Origin of the sequence: Mesorhizobium sp. LMG 17147 (assembly GCF_024297145.1) — a bacterium.
Lineage (GTDB): Bacteria > Pseudomonadota > Alphaproteobacteria > Rhizobiales > Rhizobiaceae > Mesorhizobium.
Map to the genome: position 1 here is coordinate 93548 of NZ_JANCTC010000002.1, position 22425 is coordinate 115972.

Annotated in this window: 20 protein-coding genes; 10 read left to right on the forward strand and 10 right to left on the reverse strand. The window is 63.6% G+C overall.

Going from position 1 to position 22425, the window contains the following annotated elements:
• Positions 1 to 144: 144 nt before the first annotated feature.
• The 3 genes from thiP to NMG46_RS04220 all read left to right on the forward strand — a co-directional run bounded on the left by thiP (position 145) and on the right by NMG46_RS04220 (position 4276).
• Positions 145 to 1764, forward strand: a complete 1620-nt coding sequence (gene thiP, locus NMG46_RS04210; protein ID WP_254816488.1) for a thiamine/thiamine pyrophosphate ABC transporter permease — start codon at positions 145 to 147, stop codon at positions 1762 to 1764.
• Positions 1761 to 2552, forward strand: a complete 792-nt coding sequence (gene thiQ, locus NMG46_RS04215; RefSeq protein ID WP_254816489.1) for a thiamine ABC transporter ATP-binding protein — start codon at positions 1761 to 1763, stop codon at positions 2550 to 2552. Before thiP ends, thiQ begins: the two co-directional genes overlap by 4 nt.
• 254 nt (positions 2553 to 2806) lie before the next feature.
• Positions 2807 to 4276 carry a M48 family metalloprotease gene (locus NMG46_RS04220; protein WP_254817057.1) on the forward strand — a complete coding sequence of 490 codons (1470 nt, stop codon included), beginning with the start codon at positions 2807 to 2809 and terminating at the stop codon, positions 4274 to 4276.
• Positions 4277 to 4289: 13 nt separating this feature from the next.
• Here the strand turns inward: NMG46_RS04220 and NMG46_RS04225 are convergent, their stop codons facing one another.
• Positions 4290 to 5147 carry an RNA polymerase factor sigma-32 gene (locus tag NMG46_RS04225; protein WP_254816490.1) on the reverse strand — a complete coding sequence of 286 codons (858 nt, stop codon included), beginning with the start codon at positions 5145 to 5147 and terminating at the stop codon, positions 4290 to 4292.
• Between the two features lie 325 nt (positions 5148 to 5472).
• Here NMG46_RS04225 and NMG46_RS04230 point away from each other — a divergent pair, with 325 nt between their 5' ends.
• The 3 genes from NMG46_RS04230 (at position 5473) to NMG46_RS04240 (ending at position 7819) form a co-directional block, all read left to right on the forward strand.
• The gene (locus NMG46_RS04230; RefSeq protein ID WP_254816491.1) at positions 5473 to 6246 is read left to right on the forward strand and encodes an amino acid ABC transporter substrate-binding protein; all 774 of its coding nucleotides are present in this window, start codon (positions 5473 to 5475) and stop codon (positions 6244 to 6246) included.
• Between the two features lie 122 nt (positions 6247 to 6368).
• On the forward strand, positions 6369 to 7049 hold the full coding sequence (locus NMG46_RS04235) for an ABC transporter permease subunit (RefSeq protein WP_254816492.1): 681 nt from the start codon (positions 6369 to 6371) through the stop codon (positions 7047 to 7049).
• Positions 7046 to 7819: an amino acid ABC transporter ATP-binding protein gene (locus tag NMG46_RS04240; protein WP_254816493.1), complete on the forward strand. Its 774-nt coding sequence runs from the start codon at positions 7046 to 7048 to the stop codon at positions 7817 to 7819. Before NMG46_RS04235 ends, NMG46_RS04240 begins: the two co-directional genes overlap by 4 nt.
• Positions 7820 to 7895: 76 nt before the next feature.
• Here the strand turns inward: NMG46_RS04240 and NMG46_RS04245 are convergent, their stop codons facing one another.
• From NMG46_RS04245 to NMG46_RS04265, 5 genes are all read right to left on the reverse strand, one after another.
• Positions 7896 to 8477: a CarD family transcriptional regulator gene (locus tag NMG46_RS04245; RefSeq protein ID WP_006327799.1), complete on the reverse strand. Its 582-nt coding sequence runs from the start codon at positions 8475 to 8477 to the stop codon at positions 7896 to 7898.
• 368 nt (positions 8478 to 8845) lie between these two features.
• Positions 8846 to 9184, reverse strand: a complete 339-nt coding sequence (gene fdxA, locus NMG46_RS04250) for a ferredoxin FdxA (RefSeq protein ID WP_254816494.1) — start codon at positions 9182 to 9184, stop codon at positions 8846 to 8848.
• 147 nt (positions 9185 to 9331) lie between these two features.
• Positions 9332 to 9718, reverse strand: a complete 387-nt coding sequence (locus NMG46_RS04255; protein WP_254816495.1) for an RNA-binding S4 domain-containing protein — start codon at positions 9716 to 9718, stop codon at positions 9332 to 9334.
• A gap of 12 nt (positions 9719 to 9730) precedes the next feature.
• On the reverse strand, positions 9731 to 13108 hold the full coding sequence (locus NMG46_RS04260) for a helicase-related protein (protein WP_254816496.1): 3378 nt from the start codon (positions 13106 to 13108) through the stop codon (positions 9731 to 9733).
• 700 nt (positions 13109 to 13808) lie between these two features.
• Positions 13809 to 14540, reverse strand: coding sequence for a TetR family transcriptional regulator (locus NMG46_RS04265; RefSeq protein ID WP_254816497.1), 732 nt, complete (start codon positions 14538 to 14540; stop codon positions 13809 to 13811).
• Between NMG46_RS04265 and NMG46_RS04270 the strand changes: the two genes are divergently transcribed.
• Entirely contained in the window at positions 14476 to 15726 is a 1251-nt protein-coding gene (locus NMG46_RS04270) for an NAD(P)/FAD-dependent oxidoreductase (RefSeq protein WP_254816498.1), read from the forward strand. The two genes, NMG46_RS04265 and NMG46_RS04270, sit on opposite strands and share 65 nt — an antisense overlap.
• A gap of 65 nt (positions 15727 to 15791) precedes the next feature.
• Here NMG46_RS04270 and phbB read toward each other — a convergent pair whose 3' ends face one another.
• Both phbB and NMG46_RS04280 read right to left on the reverse strand, forming a co-directional pair.
• Positions 15792 to 16517: an acetoacetyl-CoA reductase gene (gene phbB, locus NMG46_RS04275; RefSeq protein WP_254816499.1), complete on the reverse strand. Its 726-nt coding sequence runs from the start codon at positions 16515 to 16517 to the stop codon at positions 15792 to 15794.
• A gap of 103 nt (positions 16518 to 16620) precedes the next feature.
• On the reverse strand, positions 16621 to 17805 hold the full coding sequence (locus tag NMG46_RS04280; protein WP_254816500.1) for an acetyl-CoA C-acetyltransferase: 1185 nt from the start codon (positions 17803 to 17805) through the stop codon (positions 16621 to 16623).
• A gap of 278 nt (positions 17806 to 18083) precedes the next feature.
• Between NMG46_RS04280 and phaR the strand changes: the two genes are divergently transcribed.
• Positions 18084 to 18692: a polyhydroxyalkanoate synthesis repressor PhaR gene (gene phaR / locus NMG46_RS04285; protein ID WP_254816501.1), complete on the forward strand. Its 609-nt coding sequence runs from the start codon at positions 18084 to 18086 to the stop codon at positions 18690 to 18692.
• A gap of 109 nt (positions 18693 to 18801) precedes the next feature.
• On the opposite strand, the gene NMG46_RS04290 is transcribed toward phaR, so the two are convergent.
• Positions 18802 to 19248 (reverse strand): hypothetical protein, encoded by a 447-nt coding sequence (locus NMG46_RS04290; protein ID WP_254816502.1) that lies wholly within the window; start codon positions 19246 to 19248, stop codon positions 18802 to 18804.
• 101 nt (positions 19249 to 19349) lie between these two features.
• Here NMG46_RS04290 and NMG46_RS04295 point away from each other — a divergent pair, with 101 nt between their 5' ends.
• Positions 19350 to 20003, forward strand: a complete 654-nt coding sequence (locus NMG46_RS04295; protein ID WP_254816503.1) for a TetR/AcrR family transcriptional regulator — start codon at positions 19350 to 19352, stop codon at positions 20001 to 20003.
• 42 nt (positions 20004 to 20045) lie between these two features.
• Here the strand turns inward: NMG46_RS04295 and NMG46_RS04300 are convergent, their stop codons facing one another.
• On the reverse strand, positions 20046 to 21194 hold the full coding sequence (locus NMG46_RS04300) for a citrate synthase (RefSeq protein ID WP_254816504.1): 1149 nt from the start codon (positions 21192 to 21194) through the stop codon (positions 20046 to 20048).
• 92 nt (positions 21195 to 21286) lie between these two features.
• Here NMG46_RS04300 and NMG46_RS04305 point away from each other — a divergent pair, with 92 nt between their 5' ends.
• A complete protein-coding gene (locus tag NMG46_RS04305) occupies positions 21287 to 22375 on the forward strand; it encodes a citrate synthase/methylcitrate synthase (RefSeq protein ID WP_254816505.1) in 1089 nt (362 codons plus the stop codon).
• The last annotated feature ends 50 nt before the right edge of the window (positions 22376 to 22425 follow it).

Here is a 22425-nt window from a genome sequence, read left to right on the forward strand (position 1 = left end):
CTTTCGCCGGTCGCCGATGTTGCTGGAATGAGCGGAGCGCTGAAACTGCCGATCTCACCCCTTGTGGGGGAGATGTCCGGCAGGACAGAGGGGGGCGCGAAGGAACGCAATCCTCACTAAGAATCTCGAATCTGGTGGTCTAGCGTGCAACGCGCACCATCATCTGACTCCCGCATCACCGCCGGCATCCTCGCGCTCGCGGCCATCGCGTTGCTGATCGGCGGTGCATTCACCGGGCTTGTCGTCGAAGCCACACGCGACCCGTCCGGTGTCGCCTCCGCCTTCGATTCGTATCTCTTGCGTATCGTCCGTTTCACGCTCTGGCAGGCTCTGTTGTCGACCCTGCTCTCCGTCGCGCCAGCACTGTTCGTCGCGCGTGCCCTGTCGCGGCATCCACAGTTTTTCGGGCGAGGCTTTATCCTGCAGCTTTTCGCCGTGCCGCTGGCGCTGCCGGCCATTGTTGCCGCACTCGGCGTCTTGGCGCTCTATGGCCGCGCCGGCTATTTCGCCGGCATGCTGGGCGCGCTAGGCGGCCAGAGCTGGCCCGGCATCTATGGCCTGTCGGGCATACTCGTCGCCCATGTCTTCTTCAACCTGCCGCTGGCGACGCGGCTGTTCCTGGAGGCGTTGCAGACCGTGCCGGCCGACCAATGGCGGCTGGCGAGCCAGCTTGGCATGGGTGCTGCGCCGGCCTTCCGGCTGATCGAATGGCCGCCGCTGCGTGCGGCCTTGCCGGGCGTTGCCGGGCTCGTTTTCATGCTGTGCATCACCTCCTTCACCATCGTGCTTACGCTCGGCGGCGGACCCAGCGCGACGACGCTGGAGGTTGCCATCTACCAGGCGCTGCGTTTCGACTTCGACCCGGCGCGGGCTGTGACGCTGACCTTGCTGCAGATTGCTCTGACCTTCGTGGTCGTGCTGGCCTTGACGCGGCTTGGCGCCAATATGACCGGCGACGCCAATCTGCCGGTGGCGCCGCGCCGGTATTTTTCAGCCGGCGCGGCCGAGACCGTGCTGAACGCGCTGGTGATCGGGCTGGCACTGCTATTTGTCGCCGGGCCGATGGCGGCCACGCTGGCGGCCGGGCTTGGCGCCGATCTCGGCCGCCTTGCCGGCGAGAGCGCGGTGCGGCAAGCGACGGCGACCAGTGCCGCGCTGTCCGTCTTATCGGCGCTGCTCTCCCTGGCGCTGTCGCTGTCGCTGGTCATGGCGCGCTGGGCGCTGGCGCTCACCCGGCGGACAGGCGGGCGGACGGTGCTCGAGCATCTGGCCGACACCGGTGCGGGGTTCGTCCTGGTGGTGCCGCCCATCGTCATCGGCGCCGGCTGGTTCCTCTTCCTGCGCACTGTCAGCGATGTCTTTGCGATCGCCCCTGTCATGGTCGTTGCGGTCAATGCGGTGATGGCGATGCCGTTCGCCATCCGCGCCATCCGCCCTGCCTATGACGCGGCGAGCGAACGCCACGAACGGCTTTGCGCACAGCTTGGCATCTCAGGCTGGAACCGGTTGCGGCTGGTCGACTGGCCGTCGCTGCGGCGGCCGCTCGCCACCGGCTTCGCTTTCGCCATGGCGCTGTCGCTCGGCGATCTTGGCGTCATTGCGCTGTTCGGCAGCGATTCCGTGCAAACCTTGCCCTACCTGCTGCTGGCCCGCATGGGCAGTTACCGCACCGAGGATGCGGCCGGGCTGGCGCTGCTGCTCGGCCTTGTCTGCCTGGCGCTGGTGCTGACCGCGGACTGGATGGGAAGGAGGGAGAAATCATGATGCCGATCAGCCCGGAACGGTCCATTTCGGTGGAAAAAGGCGCGGCCGTGCGGCTCGATAATGTCTCGTTCAGCTATGGTGAAACGCCGCTTATATTCGATGTCGATTTCCCGGCGTCGGAAATCACCGCCATCATGGGGCCGAGCGGTTCGGGAAAGTCGACCCTGCTCAATCTGGTGGCCGGTTTCGAGGCGCCACGGTCAGGCCGCGTGCTCATCGGCGGCGCCGACGTCAGCACTGCGCCGCCATCAGCGCGGCCGGTATCGATGGTGTTCCAGGAAAACAACCTGTTTGCCCATCTGTCCCTCGAGCAGAATGTCGGGCTCGGCCGCTCGCCTTCGCTCAGGCTGAGCGAGGCTGACCGCGCCGCAATCGCCGCAGCGCTGAAGCGCGTCGGCCTGGCCGGCAAGGAAAGCCGACTGCCGCGCGAACTCTCCGGCGGCGAGCGGCAGCGCGTCGCGCTCGCCCGGGTTTTAGTGCGCGACCGGCCGGTGCTCTTGCTCGACGAGCCGTTCGCTTCGCTCGGACCGGCACTGCGCGACGACATGCTCGACCTGGTGGCCGACGTCCATTCGGAGCAGCGCATGACGGTGCTGTTCGTCACGCACCAGCCGGACGATGCGCGCCGCATCGGCCAAAACATGGTTTTCCTGGATGGTGGCACGGTTGCCGCGACGGGCACCGCCGCCGATTTTTTCGTTGGGGCTGGACCGGACGCATTCCGACGCTATATCGGCTCGGGTCCGTTTGCGGCTGGATCACGAGATGTTGCCCGGAAGCGGACATAATTTACGGTCAAACCGGAGGAAGGCGAAGCGGCGCTTGCTTGCCATGGTCGAGGTAGTGTGGCTAGGTCCGCCAGGAGCTGGTCCGGCCTGGACCGTGATTTGCCCTTGCTGCCTCGTATCTGTCGGACGCACGAAGGACGCCGTAGAACTTGATTTTGCGCGTGATGCTTTCCGGAAATCGCGCCAGATTTTCGCGGTCACGTCACAGGACTTGAAAGGAAGCCGACCTGCCGACCGGCATCGACAATCGGAGGCTGAAACCGCTGGCGCGCTTTCTGGCGCTGGCCGGCCTTGCCGTGGCGCTGGCAAGCTGCCAGATGTTCACGCCTCCCGACGTGCAGGAATCGGGCTTCCAGCCCTCCGACAAGCCGATTACGGTCGACAATGTCGCCGCTAACAGCAGGCTCGCCGAACTGGCGAAGGCGCAGCACCCGCGCATCCTCGCCACCTATGGCGGCGAGTATTCCGACCCCAAGCTCGAGCGCATGGTGGCCAAGGTCGTCGGCAGACTGACCGTGGTGTCGGCCAACCCGACCCAGACCTACCGCATCACCATCCTCAACTCGCCCAACGTCAATGCCTTCGCGCTGCCGGGCGGCTATCTCTACATCACCCGCGGCCTGCTGGCGTTGGCCAACGATTCAGCCGAGCTTGCCGCCGTCATTGCGCATGAGATGGGCCACGTTACGGCCAATCATGGTCTGCAGCGCCAGCAGCTGGAAGCCGAAGAGGGGTTGGCGACCAAGGTCGTTTCGGACGTGCTCGGCGACAACCCGACGGCCAAGGCGGCGCTGATCCGCGGCAAGCTGAGGCTGGCCCAGTTCTCGCGCAATCAGGAGCTGGAGGCCGATGCCATCGGTATCAAGTCGATCGGCGAAGCCGGTTTCGACCCCTACGCCGCCGGCCGCTTCCTGCAGTCGATGTCGGCCTATACCGATTTCCGCTCGATCAGTGGCGCCACCGACGCCAGCCTCGACTTCCTGGCGACGCACCCCAACACGCCGCAGCGTATCGATCTCGCGCAGCGCCACGCCCGCCAGTTCGGCGCGCCCGGTGTCGGGTCGCGCGACCGCGATTCCTTCCTTGCCGGCATAGACGGGCTGCTCTACGGCGACACGCCGGAGGAAGGCTATGTGCGCGGCGAAACCTTCCTGCATCCTGGCCTCGGCGTGTCGTTCTCGGTGCCCAACGGCTTCATCATCGACAATTCGGCGGCGGCGGTGACGGCCACAGGCCCGGGCGACATGGCAATCCGCTTCGACGGCGTTTCGATCGACAAGGACCGCTCGCTGACCGACTACATCCGCAGCGGCTGGGTTGCCGGCCTCGACGACAGCAGCGTGCGCCAGGAGACGATCAACGGCAACGAAGCGGCGACCGCGCATGCCGGCGCCGATGGCTGGCAATTCGATATTGCGGTGATCCGCGCCGGCGGCCAGGTCTACCGCTTGCTGACTGCTGCACCGTCGGCCAGCACCTCGCTGAGCACGGTGGCGCGCTCGGTCAGCGGCTCATTCCGCATCCTGAGTGCTGCCGAGAAGGCAGCACTGAAGCCACTGCGTATCCGCATCGTCACGGTGCAGCCCGGCCAGACAATGGGCTCCCTGGCCGCACAGATGGTCGGCGTCGACCGCAAGCTGGATTTGTTCAGGGTGCTCAACGCGCTGTCGCCGGGTGCTGCGGTTTCGGCCGGCGACAAGGTTAAGATCGTCACCGACAAATAGCAGCCGACGCGATTCAGGCTGCGAGAAATTCCGGATTCTGCTTTACCAGCGCCGCCTTGAGCTTTTCCATGGCGCGCGCCTCGATCTGCCGGACACGTTCCTTGGAGATGCCGAGCGTCTCGCCGAGCGCTTCGAGCGTCGCGCCCTCGTCGCTCAGCCGGCGTTCCTCGATAATCCTGAGTTCTCGCGCATTGAGAGCGCCGAGCGCCGTCTTCAGCCACACCGAGCGGCGTTCGACGTCGATCGTGTCGCCGACCACCTCATCGGGCAGCGGGTCATCCGAAACCAGGAACTCCATCCGCTCGGTTGCGCCCGCATCGTCGGCAAGCGGCGTGTTGAGCGAGCTGTCCGGCGCCGAAAGGCGGGAATCCATCATCGCCACATCGGCCTCCGATACCCCGAGAGCCGCCGACACTTCGCGGTAGAGCGTGGCATTCGACGTCTGCTCGGCGCCGTTTGCCAGGCGGGCGCGCAGACGCCGCAGGTTGAAGAACAGCGCCTTTTGCGCGGAGCTGGTGCCGCCGCGCACGATCGACCAGTTGCGCAGGATATAGTCCTGCATCGAGGCGCGGATCCACCATGTCGCATAGGTCGAGAACCGCACCTCTCGCTCGGGCTCGAAACGGGCCGCGGCCTCCAGCAGCCCGACATGGCCTTCCTGGATCAGGTCGCCCAGCGGAAGGCCGTAGTGGCGAAACCGCGACGCCATGGAAATGACCAGCCGCATATGCGCGACGGTGATGCGGTGCAGCGCGTGCTGGTCATTGTTTTCCTTCCAGCGCAGCGCCAGGAGATGCTCTTCGTCACGTTCCAGATAAGGGGCTTTCATCGCCGCGCGAACCATGGTCCGTCCTGCACTGTCTTCCATCATGCCGCGCTCCTGCTTCAGGCGTTGCGGTGCGATCGAATCGTGAGTTGGCGCCGATGGTTGAAATGGCGGCGCCGCGCCCTACAACAGCGAAGAACGTGCCATGCGGGGGAATGTTCCCCCGGACTGTCATGTCGATTGCGCTGTTCCAGGCGATTCGCCACCGGCCTTGACTCAGCCGGATGGCCCCGGGAACTGCTGGTTGAGAATTGGATTTCAAGGGCGCGAGATTTTTGAAATTTAGTTTCTTATTCCGGCATCGCGCATCTGTCATTTTCCGGCACTCGCAATGACGCCGGACATCGGCCAAGGACGGGATCACAGAAAAATGAAATGGCTCAAATCGCTCATCATCGCCGGAACGCTGCAGGTTCTGGCCATCGCTGCCGGTCATGCCGGCGCCAATCTCGACCAGATCAAGCAGTCCGGCGTCTTCAAGGTCGGCACGGAAGGAACCTATGCGCCCTTCACCTATCATGATGCTTCCGGCGCGCTCGTCGGCTTCGACGTCGAGATCGCGCGGGCCATCGCCGAGCGCCTCGGCGTCAAAGCCCAGTTCCTCGAAGGCAAATGGGACGGGCTGATCGCCGGTCTCGACGCCAACCGCTACGATGCCGTCATCAACGAGGTCGGCATCACCGAGGCGCGCAAGGCCAAATATGACTTTTCGGATCCCTACATCGCCTCCAAGGCGGTGCTGATCGTGCGTGGCGACAACACCGATATCAAGAGCTTCGCCGATCTCAAGGGCAAGAATGCGGCGCAGTCGCTGACTTCGAACTTCGGCAAGCTGGCTGAAACCAACGGCGCCGAACTCGTCGGCACCGACGGCTTCGACCAGTCGATCCAGCTTCTTCTTACCGGCCGCGCCGACGCCACCATCAACGACAGCCTGTCCTTCCTCGACTTCAAGAAGCACAAGCCCGACGCCAATGTGAAGATTGCCGCGCAGGAGGAAAACGCCGACTATTCCGGCGTCATCGTGCGCAAGGGCGATCCGGAACTGGTGGCCGCCATCAATAAGGCGCTGGCCGACATCAAGGCCGACGGCACCTACAAGAAAATCGCCGACACCTATTTCGGCCAGGACGTTTCGAAGTAAAACGGCTTTCTCGTGTGGGCCGAACGCCGGCCCGCGTCGTTCATATCGCGGCGAGCTGTCTTTTGACGGCCCGCCGCTTTCGCGTGATGTGAGCGACGGCAATCTGGCAAGGAGGAGCCTTCGTGCCGCACTGGCTGCAATTGATGCTGGAATCCCTGCCTACGCTGCTGTGGGCCGCACTCATCTTCACCGTGCCGTTGACGCTGCTGTCGTTTGCATTCGGTCTTGTCCTAGGCCTGGTTGTGGCGCTTGTCCGGCTGTTCGGTCCCAAACCGCTGGTCGCCGTGGTCCGCTTCTACGTCTGGATATTCCGCGGCACGCCGCTTCTCGTGCAACTGTTCCTGATCTTCTACGGCCTGCCATCGGTCGGCATCCTGCTCGACGCCTTTCCGGCAGCACTGATCGGCTTTACCTTGAACATCGGCGCATATTCGTCGGAAATCATCCGCGCCGTCATCGGTTCGGTGCCCAAGGGTCAGTGGGAAGCGGCCTATTCGATCGGCATGACCTGGGGCCAGGCAATGCGGCGCACCATTCTTCCGCAGGCGGGACGCGTCGCCGTGCCGCCGCTGTCCAACACCTTCATCTCGCTGGTCAAGGACACTTCGCTCGCCGCCGCTATCACCGTGCCGGAGATGTTCCAGGCGGCGCAGCGCATCGTCGCCACCACCTATGAGCCGCTGATCCTCTATGTCGAGGCAGCGGCTCTCTATCTGGTCATGAGCTCCGTGCTGTCGGCCTTGCAGGCGCGGCTGGAAACGCGGCTCAACCGTTATGGCGGCTTCCTGGAGGCGCGCGCATGATCGGCCTCACCAACATCGAAAAGCGTTTCGGCGACAATTTGGTGCTGAAGGGCGTGACCGTCACCATCGAGGAAGGCAGCGTCACGGCGCTTGTCGGGCCCTCAGGCGGTGGGAAGAGCACGCTTTTGCGCTGCATCAACCTGCTCGAGCTGCCGACTTCAGGCACGGTGCGGATCGGCGACGATGCACTCGAGTTCCACCCCGGCGGCAGGGTCTCGACCAGGGATATCCAGCGACTGCGGCTGCAGACCGGCATGGTGTTCCAGAATTTCCAGTTGTTTCCGCATCGCACTGCGATCGAGAACATCATGGAGGGGCTGGTGACGGTGCTGAAATGGCCCAAGGAAAGAGCGCGCGGACGGGCGCTAGCCCTGCTCGAAAAGGTCGGCATGGCGCACAAGGCCGATGCCTGGCCGGCGACGCTGTCAGGCGGCCAGCAGCAGCGCGTGGCGATTGCCCGGGCTCTGGCGCCTTCGCCGAAAGTCCTGCTCTGCGACGAGCCGACCTCTGCACTTGATCCGGAACTGGCTCAGGAGGTGGTCGACGTGCTCGGCAAGCTCGCCAGCGAGGGCACGACAATGGTGATGGCGACGCATGATCTGCGGCTCGCCTCGAAGATCGCGCGGGAAGTGGTGTTCCTCGATGCCGGGAACATCGTCGAACAAGGGCCGGCCGCGGTGCTGTTCAGCAACCCCGAGCGCCAGCGGACCAAGCGGTTCATCGCCACGCTGAAGCAGGAGGCGGAACGGGAAGGCGGCGGCAAGAGCTAGAGCGGCCATTACCGGTCAGCCAAAACAAAAAACCCGGCGCGAGGCCGGGTTTTTCTGAATTCGAAGGCGAAAAGGCTCAGGCAGCTTCTTCCTGCTCGGCTTCCTCGTTGTCGGCCTTGGCGCCGCGCTTGGGGCCCTTGTTGAGGTTCACCTCGATGAGGCGCACCGCTTCGGTCTCCGACATGCGGTTGACGGCCGCGATCTCGCGGGCCATGCGGTCGAGGGCCGCCTCGTAGAGCTGGCGCTCGGAATAGGACTGCTCCGGCTGGTTGTCGGCGCGATAGAGGTCGCGCACCACTTCCGAGATCGAGATCAGATCGCCGGAGTTGATCTTGGCATCATATTCCTGGGCGCGGCGCGACCACATGGTGCGCTTGACGCGGGCGCGGCCCTGCACGACCTTCAGCGCGCGCTCGACATAATCCTCTTCCGACAGCTTGCGCATGCCGATCGAGGTCGCCTTGGCGACCGGCACCTTGAGGCGCATCTTGTCCTTCTGGAAGTCGATGACGAACAGCTCCAGCTTGTGGCCCGCGACTTCCTGCTCATCGATCGAGACGATCTGGCCGACACCATGCGCCGGATAGACGATGTACTCGCCGGTCTTGAAACCGTGGCGCGCTGCGGTGGACTTCTTCTGCGGGGTGATCGTTGCCATTACGCCCTGAACTCCTTGTTGTGGTACCGGCATCGTGCCGGCCCGAACTCGTGCGACCGGGGTGACCGGTCCTTAGCCACACAACGATGAACTCACCGGAAAGGCCAGGACCGGCAAATCGCAACATTGCGACCGCCTGCCCCAGATCGCTCTGGTCCGGATTGAGAAATTCACCTTTCAGTGATTTGGGGCGTTTGCGCCATAAATCGACGTTGTGTCACCGGCATGTTTGGCTGATATAACACAAAAAGTCGGAAGAATCAAGGTTTTGCTGCACGCGCGAAGGCCACGCGCCGTTGCCGCCTGTCAAGGCAGTTAATGTATCACGTCTGTTAAGTGGCGTCAGGCGGCCGCAGCTGGCCGGCTCGTCAGTCGCCTTCGCCGGGCTCGGGGGAGAAATATTTCTCGAACTTGCCAGTTTCGCCATCGAAAGTTTTAGCGTCGGCCGGCGGCTCCTTCTTGGCGGTGATGTTGGGCCATTTCTCGGCATATTCGGTGTTGATCTGCAGCCATTTGTCGAGGCCCGGTTCGGTATCGGGCTTGATCGCGTCGGCCGGGCATTCCGGTTCGCAGACGCCGCAATCGATGCACTCGTCCGGGTGGATGACGAGCATGTTCTCACCTTCGTAGAAGCAGTCGACCGGACAGACCTCGATGCAGTCCATGTATTTGCATTTTATGCAATTGTCGGTCACGACATAGGTCATTGGTCGGCTCCGGGACGTCCCATTTTGTTGGGCTTTTTTGGTGAGGTAACGCCTTTGTCCGCTGGTGGCAAGGGCGGCCCTGCCAGCGGTGCCGCGGTTTCCGGAATGGAATTCCGGAAGGCCGGCAAAGCGGGCGTTCGACCTTGCTCAATCGTCGCCGAGCAGGTGGTCGGTCTGGCGGCGTTCCTTCTTCGTCGGGCGACCGCTGCCGGCCTCGCGCAACGGCGGCACCGCATCCGGAAGCGCCTCGCCCTTGGGCGTGGCGGGCGGCGACATGTCCTCGTAGAGCAGGCGGGCCTCTTCGGCCGGGCCACGCCGTACGCCGGTGCCAAGGACTTTCCAGACGAAGATCCGCCGCTCCAGCGTGATGGTCAAAACGTCGCCCGGCCGGACCGCATCGGAGGCCTGCGCTGCTTTGTCGCGATTGATGCGGACGCGTCCGGCGACGACCAGCCTGGCTGCCAGCGTGCGCGATTTTACGGCGCGCGAGAAGAACAGCCACTTGTCGATGCGCTGGCGAGCATCAGTGACCATTGGACGAGCAGCTTACTTCTTCAGCTGGTCGCGCAACGCGGCGAGCTTGGCGAAGGGCGAGTCCGGGTCGAAGCGGACCGGGCGTTCCTCACGCGGTTTCGGCTGGAAGGCGGGCTTTGCGCCTTGGGCGCTGCCTTTGCCGTCCTGCCGGCCAGCCTTCCAGCCGGGCCGGTTTTCGCGCCGGTCGGGGCGTTCGCCTTGCGGCTTGCCGGCGCGCTGCTCCCCAGCCTCGCCTTGCGGTTTAGGCTTGAACTTGCTGCGATCGAAGCGCGGTTTGCCGGCGCCGTCACGCGGGTCGTGGCGCCCCTGACGGGCGGCCCGGTCGCCTGGCGTCGGTTGCCCGCCGGCATCTACCGGCGCAGCTTGACCATTGCGCGCGCGAGTGCCCCGTTGATTGTCCCGGGGGCGGTTGTCATGCTGGCGATGACGCGGGCGCTGGTCGAAACGACCCTGCCGCCATAATAGGATAGGTTTTGGCTCCTCCGCCTCCGGGGCAGCGTCGCCAGCGACGGCTTCCGCCGTCGCTGCAGGTTCGGCCGGCGATGCTTCCGTCGTTTCGAAAATCGGCGGCTCTGCCGGTGCCGTAGCCTCAGTTTCCGCCCCAAGTTCCGCCGCCCTTGGCTCAGCCGCTGGTTCTGCAGCCGCTTCGGCGGTGGGCAGGGTCTCTTGCGTGACTTCTGCCGCAGCTTCAAGGGCTGGAGCTTCCGCGACAGGCTCTGCCGTCGCTTCGGTTACAGCTTCGGCCGCCGCCTCCGCAACGGGAGCCGCATTCGACACGGGTTCCGAAGCCTCGGCCGGCGGCTCTGCCGCGGCAGATGCTTCCGCCATCCTCGCCTGCTCGACTCGCGTTGCGTCTTCAGCCGCCTGCTTTGCAGCGGCCGCTTCGCGCGCGGCATTGTCCTGTGCTTCGAGCCGCGCCTTGACCGCGGCCGCCGGTTTGGCATCAGCGCGATAGCCGAGCCCCTTCAGGATTTCTTCCATGTCGTCGGCGGTCGCGCCGAGGATCGACATCATCGGCGGCGTCACCATGAAGGACTGGCCGTCATAGGCGCCGTCGGGGCGAGGCCCGAGGCCCGGCTTCCAGTTGGTCGCCGGCCGGATCAGGTCGGCCAGCCGCTCGAGAATATCGACGCGTACAGCACGCCGGCCGAGATTGCGGTAGCCGGCAAGCTTGTAGAAGGTCTTGTCGAAGGTCGGATCGATGACCACCGAGGTGCGGCCGGAGGCCAGTGCGTGAACGACATCGCCGAAGCCGGGCTTGTCCTTGCCGTCGTTTCTCAGCGCCCACAGCAGCGTGATCAACCCGGCCGGCGCCGGCTTGATCAGTGCCGGCACAAAGACATGGTAGGCGCCGAAGCGCACGCCGAGGCGGCGAAGGGCCGCGCGGCCTTCCTGGTCGAGCGACTTCATCTCGTCGGCGATGTCGCGACGGTTAATGAGGCCGAAATGCTCGACAAGCTGGAAAGCGATGCCGCGGCCGATGCCGGTGATCTGCTCGGCATTCTTGAGGTCGACCAGCGGCTTCAGCAGGGATTCGATCTGGAAATTGACGAAGCGCTCGGCGCGCGCCGCAACCTTGTCGCGGGCCGGACCGGTGAGCTGCTCGTCGGCCAGCAGGACAAGACGCGGCTTCAAAGCGTCTTCGCCGGCGACCAGCGTGCCGATCGGCGCGCCGATCCAGCGCAGCGTGCCATCCGAACCCAGGGCGATGTCGCCATTGGCAGAGGCGCCGAAGCGCTCGGCCCGCGCCTCGAACTCGGCGGCAAGCGCCTTCTGCGCCGCCGCCCGCACCGCCTTGGCGTCCTCGCCGCCGGCGCTCTGGTCGGCGGTAAAGCGGAAACCCTGCAGCTCGCCGACATGATGGCCTTCGACGAGGACGGTTCCGGTTGGGCTGATTTCGGCTTCAGGCATCGTGTTTTCTCTAAGGCGCCGCATGAGGACGGAAGTCCTGCGGTCTACAAAACGTTTCGTCAACCGCTCATGCAGCGCATCCGACAATCTGTCTTCGATTTCGCGCGTCTTTTCCTGCCAGTGTGCCCGATCGGCCAGCCACCCGGGTCGGTTGGAAACGAAGGTCCATGTGCGGATCTGGGCAATCCGGTGCGACAGCGTGTCGATGTCGCCTTCGGTGGAGTCGGCACGGCGCACCTGCTCGGCCATGTAGTTCTCGTCGACATGGCCATGCCTGGCAAGGTCCATGTAAATAGAGGCGATCAAGTCGGCGTGCTGGGCCGGCGCGATCTTCCTGTAGTCGGGCAGCGCGCAGGCTTCCCACAGCAGCGCCACGCGTCTGGCATCGGTGGTGAGTGCCCGGACATCCTCGTCGCGCGACAGATGCTCGAGCGCCTGCGCGTCCACGGCCGGCAGCGCGCGCGTCAGGCCTTCGACCGGGGCGTTGGTCTCGATCGAGCGCTTCAGCGCATCGAGGTTGGCGAAATCGAAATGCGCGGTGCGCCACTGCAGCACTTTCACCGGGTCGAAATCATGCGCCTCGATCTTCTTGACCAGTTCCTCATCCAGTGGATCGACCTGGCCGGTGACGCCGAAGGTGCCGTCGCGCAGATGCCGGCCGGCGCGGCCGGCAATCTGGCCGAGCTCGGCCGCTGTCAGGTTGCGGTACTGGTAGCCGTCGAATTTACGGTTCTGGGCGAAGGCGACGTGGTCGAGGTCGAGGTTGAGGCCCATGCCGATGGCGTCGGTTGCGACGAGGTAGTCGACGTCACCCGACTGGAACAGCGCCACCTGGGCGTTGCGGGTGCGCGGGCTGAGTGCGCCGAGCACGACGGCGGCACCGCCTTGCTGGCGGCGGATCAGCTCGGCAATGGCATAGACCTCGTCGGCCGAGAAGGCGACGATCGCGGTGCGCCGCGGCAGGCGGGTCAGCTTCTTCGAGCCGGCATAAGCAAGATGCGACAGCCGTGGCCGGGTCACCACCGACACGCCCCGCAGCAGGCGCTGCAGGATGCCGTGCATGGTGGCCGCGCCAAGCAGCAGCGTCTCCTGGCGGCCGCGCAGATGCAGGATGCGATCGGTAAAGATGTGGCCGCGTTCGAGATCGCCGGCGAGCTGGACCTCGTCGATGGCAACGAAGGCGGCGTCGGTCTCGCGCGGCATCGCTTCCACCGTGCAGACCGAGTATTTCGCGCCAGCCGGCTGGATCTTTTCCTCGCCGGTGATGAGCGCAACCTTATGGGCGCCGACCTTCTCGCAGACGCGCGCATAGACCTCGCGGGCAAGCAGCCTGAGCGGCAGGCCGATGACGCCGCTTTCATGCGCCACCATGCGTTCGATGGCGAGATGGGTCTTGCCGGTGTTGGTCGGGCCGAGCACGGCCGTCACGTCCCGGCCGGTCAGGATCAGCGGTTCAGTGTGTTTCGGATGGATGTTCATCGGCCTGGAAATAAGGCTCTCCGCCTCGCATTGTCGGGAGCGCGCCCATATTGGCCGCGTATGACAGGCGACACATAGGGATTTCGGGCGCGAAGCGAAAGCGGAATGTGCCGAGGGCAGGCCGATTGGTCGCTTCAAAGCCAGAAAATCTGTTCCCGATTAACAGTTGGAACGAGTCTGGAACGAATCAGCGACGAATCACTGACTCTCGCCGATTCAGGTTTTGTTCACGGCTACATCTGGGTTTTCTGCCGGCATACCTCACCACATGCTGAATCACGGGAACTGGCCCGATTCATGCAAGCGGCATCCAGGCGAGCACCATGGTTAATCTTTGCCGGTGAATGGTCGTGGGTGGCCAATCTGCTTCGCACAACATTATGAAATTATTGATCTTTCCTAACGCGCCTTAATCATTTCGAGGGAGTTTTCAGCTCTCCTCGTTAACGTTCCGCTCAAAGCCGGAACGAATCGGCGACGAATCAGAGATAGCCGAAGTTTCTTGGTTTGTTCACCGCAACATGTTGTGTTGTGAACAGCTTCTCCACCGAGAATCCACAGGCAGCCGGGCGGTTTTTGCACAGGCTGCGCAGCGGCCATTAACCTTTGCGTGCTGGTTCGGCACACACCGGCGTCATGGCCATCGGTCGGCGCACTTGCCGCATGAGGCTCAGACTCGGCCCCACGCTGAACGGCTTGTTCAAGGCACGTCCTCTCCGACGGCATAGCGCTGCAATGTAGGGCCGACGGTCTGGATGATTTCGTCGTGAGACAGGGCGACGACCGGTGGTAGGCGCAGCAGGTAACGGCACATCGCCAAACCCAGCAGCTGGCTGGAAATGAGCCCGGCCCGCCGGCCCGCATCGGCGGGATCAGCGACCGCCGCAACCAGTGGCCTCACCTGGTTGGCAAATACATCGCGCAACTTTTCGGCGGCGAATTCGTTCGACGTCGCCGACCGCAGCAGAATTGCCATGCCGGTACCGTTGGCCGGATCTTCCCAGATTTCGAGAAATCGCCTGATCAGTGTCTTGCCGATGGCGGTTCGATCGATCACCCGCAGTGCCGGCAATTTCAGGTCGACGACCGCCGCTCTGGCGAATAGCTCGTCCTTGCTGCGGAAATAGCGGATCACCATGGCCGGATCGATCGAGGCATGGGCCGCGACGTCGCGGATGGAGGCGCCGTCATAGCCGTGCTTGGCGAACAGCAGCCTCGCGGCTTCGAGGATCTGGGCGCGGGTGCGGTCCGACTTGCTGGTTTTCTTCTGCTGATTCTCGCTCATGAAATCCATATGCCAACGACTGTTGACAAATGCAATGGCTTCGGCTAGAAAGTCAACATGTGTTGATAAATGGAGAGAGAAAATGTTGCCAGATAAAACGGAAGTCCTGATTATTGGCGCCGGCCCGACCGGCTTGGCGCTGTCCATCGTGCTGCACCAGGCCGGGGTCGACCATGTTCTGATCGACAGGCTTGGGGAGGGCCTTCAGACCTCGCGGGCCGGCGTCATCCACGCTCAGACGCTGGAAGCGCTGGAGCCTCTGGGCGTCACGCAGCGGCTGAGCGAACTTGCCCTGAAGCTGCAGAATTTCGCCATCCGAGATCGCAGCCGGGCACTGCTCAAGCTCGATTTCGGAAAGCTTCCGTCGAGGCATCCCTATCTGATGATGCTGCCTCAGAATCTCACCGAGCAGGTGTTTGCCGAGCGGATTACGGCCCTGGGCGGCGTGATCCACCTCGTGGTCGAGGCCAAAGCGGTGGTTCAGGACCCTGACGGTGCGCGCGTGACGGTGGTCGAAAACGGTCGCGAGAAGATCATATCGACACGTTACGTCGTTGGCGGCGACGGCATGCACAGCCTGGTGCGCAACTCGGCCAGCATCGAGTTCGACGGTGCGGCCTATGAGGCGTCGTTCGTTCTCGCCGACGTTCGTCTCGACTGGCCGGTTGGGCCAACCGAAGTGTCGCTGTTCTTTGCGCCAGCCGGACTGGTGGTGGTGGCGCCGCTCCCAGACGGATCGTACCGCGTCGTCGCGACAATGGACGATGCACCGGAAAAACCCGCAGTCGCAGACATACAGGTGCTGCTCGACAGCCGTGGACCGACCAAAGAAAGAACCCGCGTGCTCGACCTGTCGTGGAGCTCGCGGTTTCGCGTGCATCACCGCCTGGTCCGGTCATACCGCAAGGGCCGGTTGTTCCTGATGGGCGATGCCGCGCACGTGCACAGTCCGGCGGGAGGGCAAGGCATGAATACCGGCATCGTCGACGCGGTCGTGCTTGGCCAATTGCTTGGCGACGTGGTGAACGGCGTGCGCCCCGAAGCGGAGCTCGAACTCTATGAAACGCTGCGACGCCCGGCAGCCCAAGAGGTGCTTGACCTGGCTGGCATGATGACCGGCATGGCGCTTGCCCGCAGTCCGGTGAAGCGGTTCGTTCGCAACCTCGTACTATCGGTGCTGAACCTCACACCATTCCTGAAGCGCCGCATCGCCTTGAAGCTGTCGGGCCTTAGCCGGGCGCCGCTTGCCCGTCTGCCGGCACCCGCGTGCGAGGCAGGTTCAATTACCCGAACCCAGCCTGAAGCCAGCCCAGCGCTGAAGCTTGCCGCGTGACAGCCCGGTTATCTGCCCGTACCTGCCGTCGGGCCGGTACGGGGGCATCCGCGACATCCCAAGCCTCAGCTAATGTACTGGCCGCCATTGGCTGAAATGGTCGAGCCGGTGATGAAACCGGCATCGTCGGAAGCGAGGAAGACGACGCAGCGCGCGATCTCCTCCGGCTCGCCGAGACGGCCGACCGGGATCTGCGGGATGACACGCTCGTTGAGCACCTTCTCGTCCATCGCCTTGACCATCTCGGTGGCGATATAGCCGGGGCAGATGACGTTGACGGTGATGCCGGCGCGCGCGCCTTCCTGGGCCAGTGCCTTGGTGAAGCCGATGTCGCCGGCCTTCGAAGCCGAATAATTGACCTGGCCGACCTGGCCTTTCTGGCCGTTGATCGAGGAGATGGTGATGATGCGGCCGAACTTGCGGTCGCGCATTCCACCCCACAACGGATGCGTCATGTTGAAGACGCCGGAAAGATTGGTGTCGAGGACCTCTTTCCATTGCTCGCGCGTCATCTTGTGGAACATCGCGTCGCGGGTGATGCCGGCATTGTTGACCAGCACCGAGACGGGACCGAGATCGGCTTCTATCTGTTTGATGCCGGCAGTGCAGGCTTCATAGTCCGCGACCGACCATTTATAGACCGGGATGCCGGTCGCTGCATTGAACTTTGCCGCCGCATCCTCATTGCCCGCGTAGTTTGCGGCCACCGAATAGCCGGCGCTCTTCAAGGCGACCGATATCGCCGCGCCGATGCCGCGCGACCCGCCTGTGACGATTGCTACCTTTGTCATGTGTCCTCCCGGGAAATGCAGATGACTGCGCGTTGAAGCGGTGGGGTTTGCCCTCTTTCCCTACTCGCTTTGCGGCAGTATCCTACTCGTATCGCTTATCTCATCACAATGCTTCCACGCACATGGCAACGCCCATACCGCCGCCGATGCACAGCGTGGCAAGACCTTTCTTGGCACTTCTGCGGCGCATCTCGTAGACCAGCGTGTTGAAAATGCGGGCGCCGGAGGCGCCGACCGGATGGCCGATGGCGATGGCGCCGCCATTGACGTTGACGATCGCCGGGTCCCAGCCCATGTCCTTGTTGACGGCGCAGGCCTGCGCGGCGAAGGCCTCGTTGGCTTCGACCAGATCGAGGTCGCCGACCGACCAGCCGGCCTTGGCCAGCGCCTTGCGCGAGGAGGGGATCGGTCCCGTCCCCATGATTTGCGGGTCGACGCCGGCGGTCGCCCAGGAAACGATACGCACCAGAGGTGTGATGCCGCGCCTTGCGGCTTCCGCTTCGGTCATCAGCACCACGGCGGCGGCGCCGTCGTTGATGCCGGAAGCATTGGCTGCTGTTACCGTGCCTTCCTTGTCGAACGCCGGCTTGAGTTTGGTCATGGCATCGATTGTGGCGCCGTGGCGGATGTATTCATCCTGGTCGACGACGGTGTCGCCCTTCCTGCCCTTGACTGTGAAGGCAACGATCTCGTCCTTGAATTTTCCGGCTTTCTGCGCGGCCTCGGCCTTGTTCTGGGAAGCCAGTGCGAACTGGTCCTGGTCGTCGCGGGTGATCTGGAACTGGCGAGCGACGTTCTCCGCGGTGTTGCCCATATGATAGCCGTAGAAGGCATCGGTCAGGCCGTCCTTGATCATGGTGTCGATCAGCTTGAAGTCGCCCATCTTGACGCCACCGCGCAGATGTTGCGCATGCGGAGCCATCGACATCGATTCCTGGCCGCCGGCAACGATGATCCTCGCGTCGCCCTGGGCGATCTGCTGCATGCCGAGCGCGATGGCGCGCAAGCCCGAGCCGCAGAGCTGGTTCAGGCCCCAGGAGGTAGCCTCCTGCGGCACGCCGGCGGCCATAGCCGCCTGCCGCGCCGGGTTCTGCCCTTGGGCCGCGGTCAGGATCTGGCCGAGAATGACCTCGTCCACCTCCTTGCCCTCGACGCCGGCACGGACAAGCGCTTCCCTGACGGCGACCGCACCCAATTCATGGGCTGGCGTGTTGGCGAAGGCGCCGTTGAAGGAGCCGACAGGCGTGCGCGCTGCACTGGCAACAACGATGGCGTTGGAAGCGGACATGTTCTTCTCCAAGCTTTCGGGGAACGATTTCGGGTGCCGTCGGGGACTTTTCTTGCCCTTTCCACAACCCGAGTCAAACCCGAAATGGGCATGGCGTCCGACTGCCGCAAGCATGCCGCACGCCGCTGCAACGGCGGCCCGTCCGTGCTGCGCAGCATAAAATGTTCCCGCACTGCACAAACTGCTTGGATTCATGACGCTTTTGCGCATATCCTTTAAAAAGGCGCAATCGTTACCGGCGGCTTACTTAAGCTGCCCGGTGTCCGGGGAGGATGCAGATGGCCGCAAAAGACGAACCTATTGTTATCAAGAAATATGCCAATCGCCGTCTCTACAATACGGGCACCAGCACCTATGTGACGCTCGAGGATCTCGCTGAAATGGTCAAAAAAGGCGAGGACTTTACTGTCCAGGACGCCAAGACCGGTGACGACATCACGCATCCGGTGCTGACCCAGATCATCTTCGAGCTGGAGAACAAGGACGGGCAGAACATGCTGCCGATCCCGTTCCTCCGTCAGCTCATCGCCTATTACGGCGACCAGATGCAGATGATCGTGCCGAGCTTTCTCGAGCAGTCGATGCTGGCCTTCTCTAAGGAGCAGGAACGCTTTCGCGAGCAGATGAAAGATGCGCTCGGCAAGTCGCCGATGGACATGATGAAGATCGCCACGCCGATCAAGGTGCTGGAGGAGCAGACGCGGCGCAACATGGAAATGTTCCAGAACGCCATGCGGCTGTTCACACCGTTCCCGCCTGCGGGCTCTGCGCCGGCAGCAGCGCCGGCCGAACCGGCCAGGAAGGAAACACCGGAAAAACCCGACGACCTTCAGGAACTGAAGGAGCAGATCGCCGCGATGCAGCGCAAGCTCGACACGATGTCCTGATTGCCGGCTGGCGAAGTGCCGGCCGAAACTTCCTTTAGCAGACCGTGTGATAAAACATCTTCGTCTCGAAAGGCGGAGATGTCATCCATGTTATGCCTCGTGGCATGCTCTATTTCGTGGTCACCGTCACCAGAGCGGTAACAGGTTTGCCGTCTACTAGAATGGGCCGGTGATGATCATCGGCAAGAAGCACGCCGATTACGTGTCTGCCGGCGGCATTCGGGCAATGGCCGAAACGGGCCTTGATAAGGTCACCGCCAAAGTCGCTGTTCATGCTGTTGTACGGCTTGCCGGGGACGTTGCAGGTGTCTCCGTCGGGATCGATCTTCATATGCACGTGGCCGCATTGGCTGATTTCCCCACACTCACCCGCAGGGAGCAGCCTGAAGTTGCTCCTGACGACGACGCCTATCGCCTTCTCAGGAGCATTGCCCAGTTCGACAACTGAACCGGCGGTCGGCCAGGCGATTTCCAGGGTGGGCCGATCCTCGGCCTCGGCAGACACGAGCGACAATAAGGAGAAAGCGAGGGCAGTCGTTGCGGTGATGCGAAACATGGTAACCTCCGTTGCGATGTAAACATTGATTACATACGCAGGGCTCGAACGCAAGGGAAATAATCAGTGTTTACATTCCGCTCTCGTGCTATTTGGCTGAGATGACCAAGAGTACTGATTCCGACGAAGCCGGACATGCCAAGCGATACCATCACGGCAATCTTGTCGAGGCCTTGATCACGGCAACCGTGGAGATCATCGAGGAACGGGGAGCCGAGCATGTCTCCGTACGCGAAGCCGCAAAACGTGCTGGCGTTTCACCCGGCGCACCATTCCGGCATTTTCGATCGAAAACAGCGTTGCTAACCGCGGTCGCCGAACAAGCCATGGATCGGCTGACAGAGGCTGTTGCCAAGGCGCAGTCGAAAATCGGCAGCGCAGATCCCATTGAGGCTTTCGAAGCAATCGGACAAGGCTATCTGGAATGGGCAATTACCAACCCCACGCATTTCCAGATCATCAGTTCCAGAACACTAATTGATTTTGAAGCGTCGGACAGCCTTCGTCATCAGAATGAGGCTATTCGGCGGAGGATGATCGACTTGCTGACGCAAGCGCAACAACACGGTCGGCTTGCTCCCGACATCGACTTTGATCATCTTGTGCTTGCCGCGCGTGCACTCGTGTATGGGTTGGCACGCATGGCGCTCGATGGTCATTTCCGGGAATGGCATCCGTCCGAGCCGCCAGCCCTGGCCGCGCAGCGGGCTCTCCGACTTTTCATGAGCCGTATGACCATTCTATCTAAAGCTTAAATCCGCCAGCACCCAAAAAAGGGCCCGGGATTGCGCCGCCAGCTAATGGAACTCCGGCAGCGGTCCCTGGTAGCGGGCGCGTGGCCGGATCAGGCCGTTGCTTGTCACCTGTTCCACGGCATGCGCGGCCCAGCCGACGCTGCGGCCGAGCGCAAACAGACGGAACGGCGCATCGGACGGCAAGCGGAGGCTGCGCGTCAGCGCAGCCAAGGCGAAATCGACGTTCGGGCGCATGCCCGTTGCCGCAAAGGCCGCATCGCAAAGCCGCAGCAGCCCATCATCGACATCGATAGCGGCCAGCAAAGGTTCGGCGCGCGGATCGCCTTCGGGATAAAGCGGATGGCCAAATCCGGGCAGTGGCATGTCGTGACCGAGCCAGCGTCCGACGGCCGCCTCCGGCCCCAATCTCTGCGCATCCTCACCCAATATCATGACGGCCTCCGCGGCGGCGCCATGGCGCGGACCGGAGAGCGTGGCGAGGCCGGCAAGCAGGCAGGCCGAAACAGGTGCGCCGGTGGACGCGGCGACCCGTGCGGCGAAGGTCGATGCGTTCAATTCGTGATCGGCCAACAGTACGAGCGAGCGGCGGATCAAGTCTGCGCCGGCCGCATCGAGCGACCATCCCCGCGCCAGCCTTTCGTGCACGGCACCGGTTCCGGGAATCGCGCCGAGCGCCTGGGCCAGGGCGGCGATGGCGCCGGCCGCATCGTGGTTGAGCGAAGCTGATCGGCGGCCGAGCGAAGGCCGGCCCTTGGCCGCCAACGCGGCCAATTCCACGAAGGCGGCTGGCCGGCCAGTTGCGCCGTTGCCGTGGCGGCTCGCCGAGACAAACGACACTGGTGCGTCAGATGCCCAAAGCAGATTTGCCGTCTGCTCCAGTGTGGCAGCCTCGCAGAGTGCAACCGCATCCTGGCCGCGATAGACGAGGCGGCCGTGCAAAACGGTCGAGATCGTGGTGGCTATCGCCGGCTCACCCCAGGCAATTGCACTTTCGGCGATGGCCTGGGGATTTCGGCCGCGCGCCCGGCGGCTCGCCAGCGCCGCGATGTCGTCGGCGCGATACTGGCTACGGCGTGGATCCGCCCGGTCCGGCCGCATGCCGATGCGCCCGCGGCTGACATAGGCATAGAGCGTCTGGGCGCGCACCTTGAGACGCTCCAGGGCCTCGTCCCGCGTCAGCCACTCCGTCATGTCAGTCCTGTCATGTTGATTCTGTTGATCAAGATTGATGATCCAGTCGCCAACCCTTATCTACCGCGCGGAAAGGGTCAAGGAGAAAACCAATGGCGAATGGGCTCGATGATGTGGTGGCGGCGGAAACGGTGCTCTCCGATGTTGACGGTCTTGGCGGCCGCCTGACCATCCGGGGCCATTCGTTGCCCGAACTGGCAGGCCGCTGGAAATACGCCGAGGTGGTCCATCTGCTGTTCGATGGCTTTTTCGACGATCTTCCCGGCGACAAGGAACTGGCGAACGCGATCGGTCGGGCGCGCAGCGAAGTGTTCAAGCAGATCGAACCCTTGCTGCCGTTTCTCGCATCCCTCGATATCTTCAGCGCGATGCGCGCCGGCATTGCGCTGCTGCCGGACGGCGGCAAATTGCCGGACGCGCTGCGGCTGGTTGCGGCACCTGCCGTGCTGACGCCGGCCTTGCTGCGCTTGCAGCGCGGCGAAAGCCCGATTGCGCCTGATAGCAAGGCCGATCATGCCGCCGACATGCTGCGGATGCTGACTGGCATTGCGGCCTCGCCCAAATTGACGAAGGCGCTCGATGCCTATCTCGTGACGGTTTGCGACCATGGCCTCAACGCATCGACCTTCGCCGCGCGCGTGGTCGCTTCGACGCAGGCCGGGCTTACTTCGGCGGTGCTGGCCGGGCTCGGAGCGCTCAAGGGGCCGCTGCATGGCGGCGCCCCAGGTCCGGTGATCGAGATGCTGGACACGATCGAGGCGCATGGCGACGCCGCCGGCTGGCTGCGTGACGAGATCGGGCGCGGCCGCCGCATCATGGGCTTCGGGCATCGCATCTACCGCGTGCGCGATCCGCGTGCCGACGTGCTGAAAGCGGTGGTGCGGCAACTCGGCGCCAAGGGCGAAGCCGGCCACCGGCTGGCGTTTGCCGAGAGCGTGGAGCAAGCGGCGCTCGAAGTGCTTCGCATCGCCAAGCCGTCGCGCTCGCTCCAGACCAATGTCGAGTTCTTCACAGCACTTCTGCTGGAAGCGGCGGGCTTTCCGAAAGAGGCGTTCACCAATGTCTTTGCTGCCGGGCGCGTCGCCGGCTGGATTGCCCATGCGCGCGAGCAGCAGACGAGCGGACGGCTGATCCGGCCGCAGTCGCGCTATATCGGGCCGGTCCCAGACCTCGTCGCCTGAGGATTTTTCCCTCGCATACTTACGGAAGCCGGTCGCAATAGCCGGTGCTG

Excerpts from the sequence above, each read along its gene's own strand:
- thiQ (WP_254816489.1), top strand. The coding sequence starts at position 1,761 with ATGATGCCGATCAGCCCGGAACGGTCCATTTCGGTGGAAAAAGGCGCG.
- NMG46_RS04225 (WP_254816490.1), bottom strand. The coding sequence starts at position 5,147 with ATGATGGAAGACAGTGCAGGACGGACCATGGTTCGCGCGGCGATGAAA.
- NMG46_RS04230 (WP_254816491.1), top strand. The coding sequence starts at position 5,473 with ATGAAATGGCTCAAATCGCTCATCATCGCCGGAACGCTGCAGGTTCTG.
- NMG46_RS04240 (WP_254816493.1), top strand. The coding sequence starts at position 7,046 with ATGATCGGCCTCACCAACATCGAAAAGCGTTTCGGCGACAATTTGGTG.
- NMG46_RS04245 (WP_006327799.1), bottom strand. The coding sequence starts at position 8,477 with ATGGCAACGATCACCCCGCAGAAGAAGTCCACCGCAGCGCGCCACGGT.
- fdxA (WP_254816494.1), bottom strand. The coding sequence starts at position 9,184 with ATGACCTATGTCGTGACCGACAATTGCATAAAATGCAAATACATGGAC.
- NMG46_RS04255 (WP_254816495.1), bottom strand. The coding sequence starts at position 9,718 with ATGGTCACTGATGCTCGCCAGCGCATCGACAAGTGGCTGTTCTTCTCG.
- NMG46_RS04260 (WP_254816496.1), bottom strand. The coding sequence starts at position 13,108 with ATGAACATCCATCCGAAACACACTGAACCGCTGATCCTGACCGGCCGG.
- NMG46_RS04270 (WP_254816498.1), top strand. The coding sequence starts at position 14,476 with ATGTTGCCAGATAAAACGGAAGTCCTGATTATTGGCGCCGGCCCGACC.
- NMG46_RS04265 (WP_254816497.1), bottom strand. The coding sequence starts at position 14,540 with ATGGACAGCGCCAAGCCGGTCGGGCCGGCGCCAATAATCAGGACTTCC.
- phbB (WP_254816499.1), bottom strand. The coding sequence starts at position 16,517 with ATGACAAAGGTAGCAATCGTCACAGGCGGGTCGCGCGGCATCGGCGCG.
- NMG46_RS04280 (WP_254816500.1), bottom strand. The coding sequence starts at position 17,805 with ATGTCCGCTTCCAACGCCATCGTTGTTGCCAGTGCAGCGCGCACGCCT.
- phaR (WP_254816501.1), top strand. The coding sequence starts at position 18,084 with ATGGCCGCAAAAGACGAACCTATTGTTATCAAGAAATATGCCAATCGC.
- NMG46_RS04290 (WP_254816502.1), bottom strand. The coding sequence starts at position 19,248 with ATGTTTCGCATCACCGCAACGACTGCCCTCGCTTTCTCCTTATTGTCG.
- NMG46_RS04295 (WP_254816503.1), top strand. The coding sequence starts at position 19,350 with ATGACCAAGAGTACTGATTCCGACGAAGCCGGACATGCCAAGCGATAC.
- NMG46_RS04300 (WP_254816504.1), bottom strand. The coding sequence starts at position 21,194 with ATGACGGAGTGGCTGACGCGGGACGAGGCCCTGGAGCGTCTCAAGGTG.
- NMG46_RS04305 (WP_254816505.1), top strand. The coding sequence starts at position 21,287 with ATGGCGAATGGGCTCGATGATGTGGTGGCGGCGGAAACGGTGCTCTCC.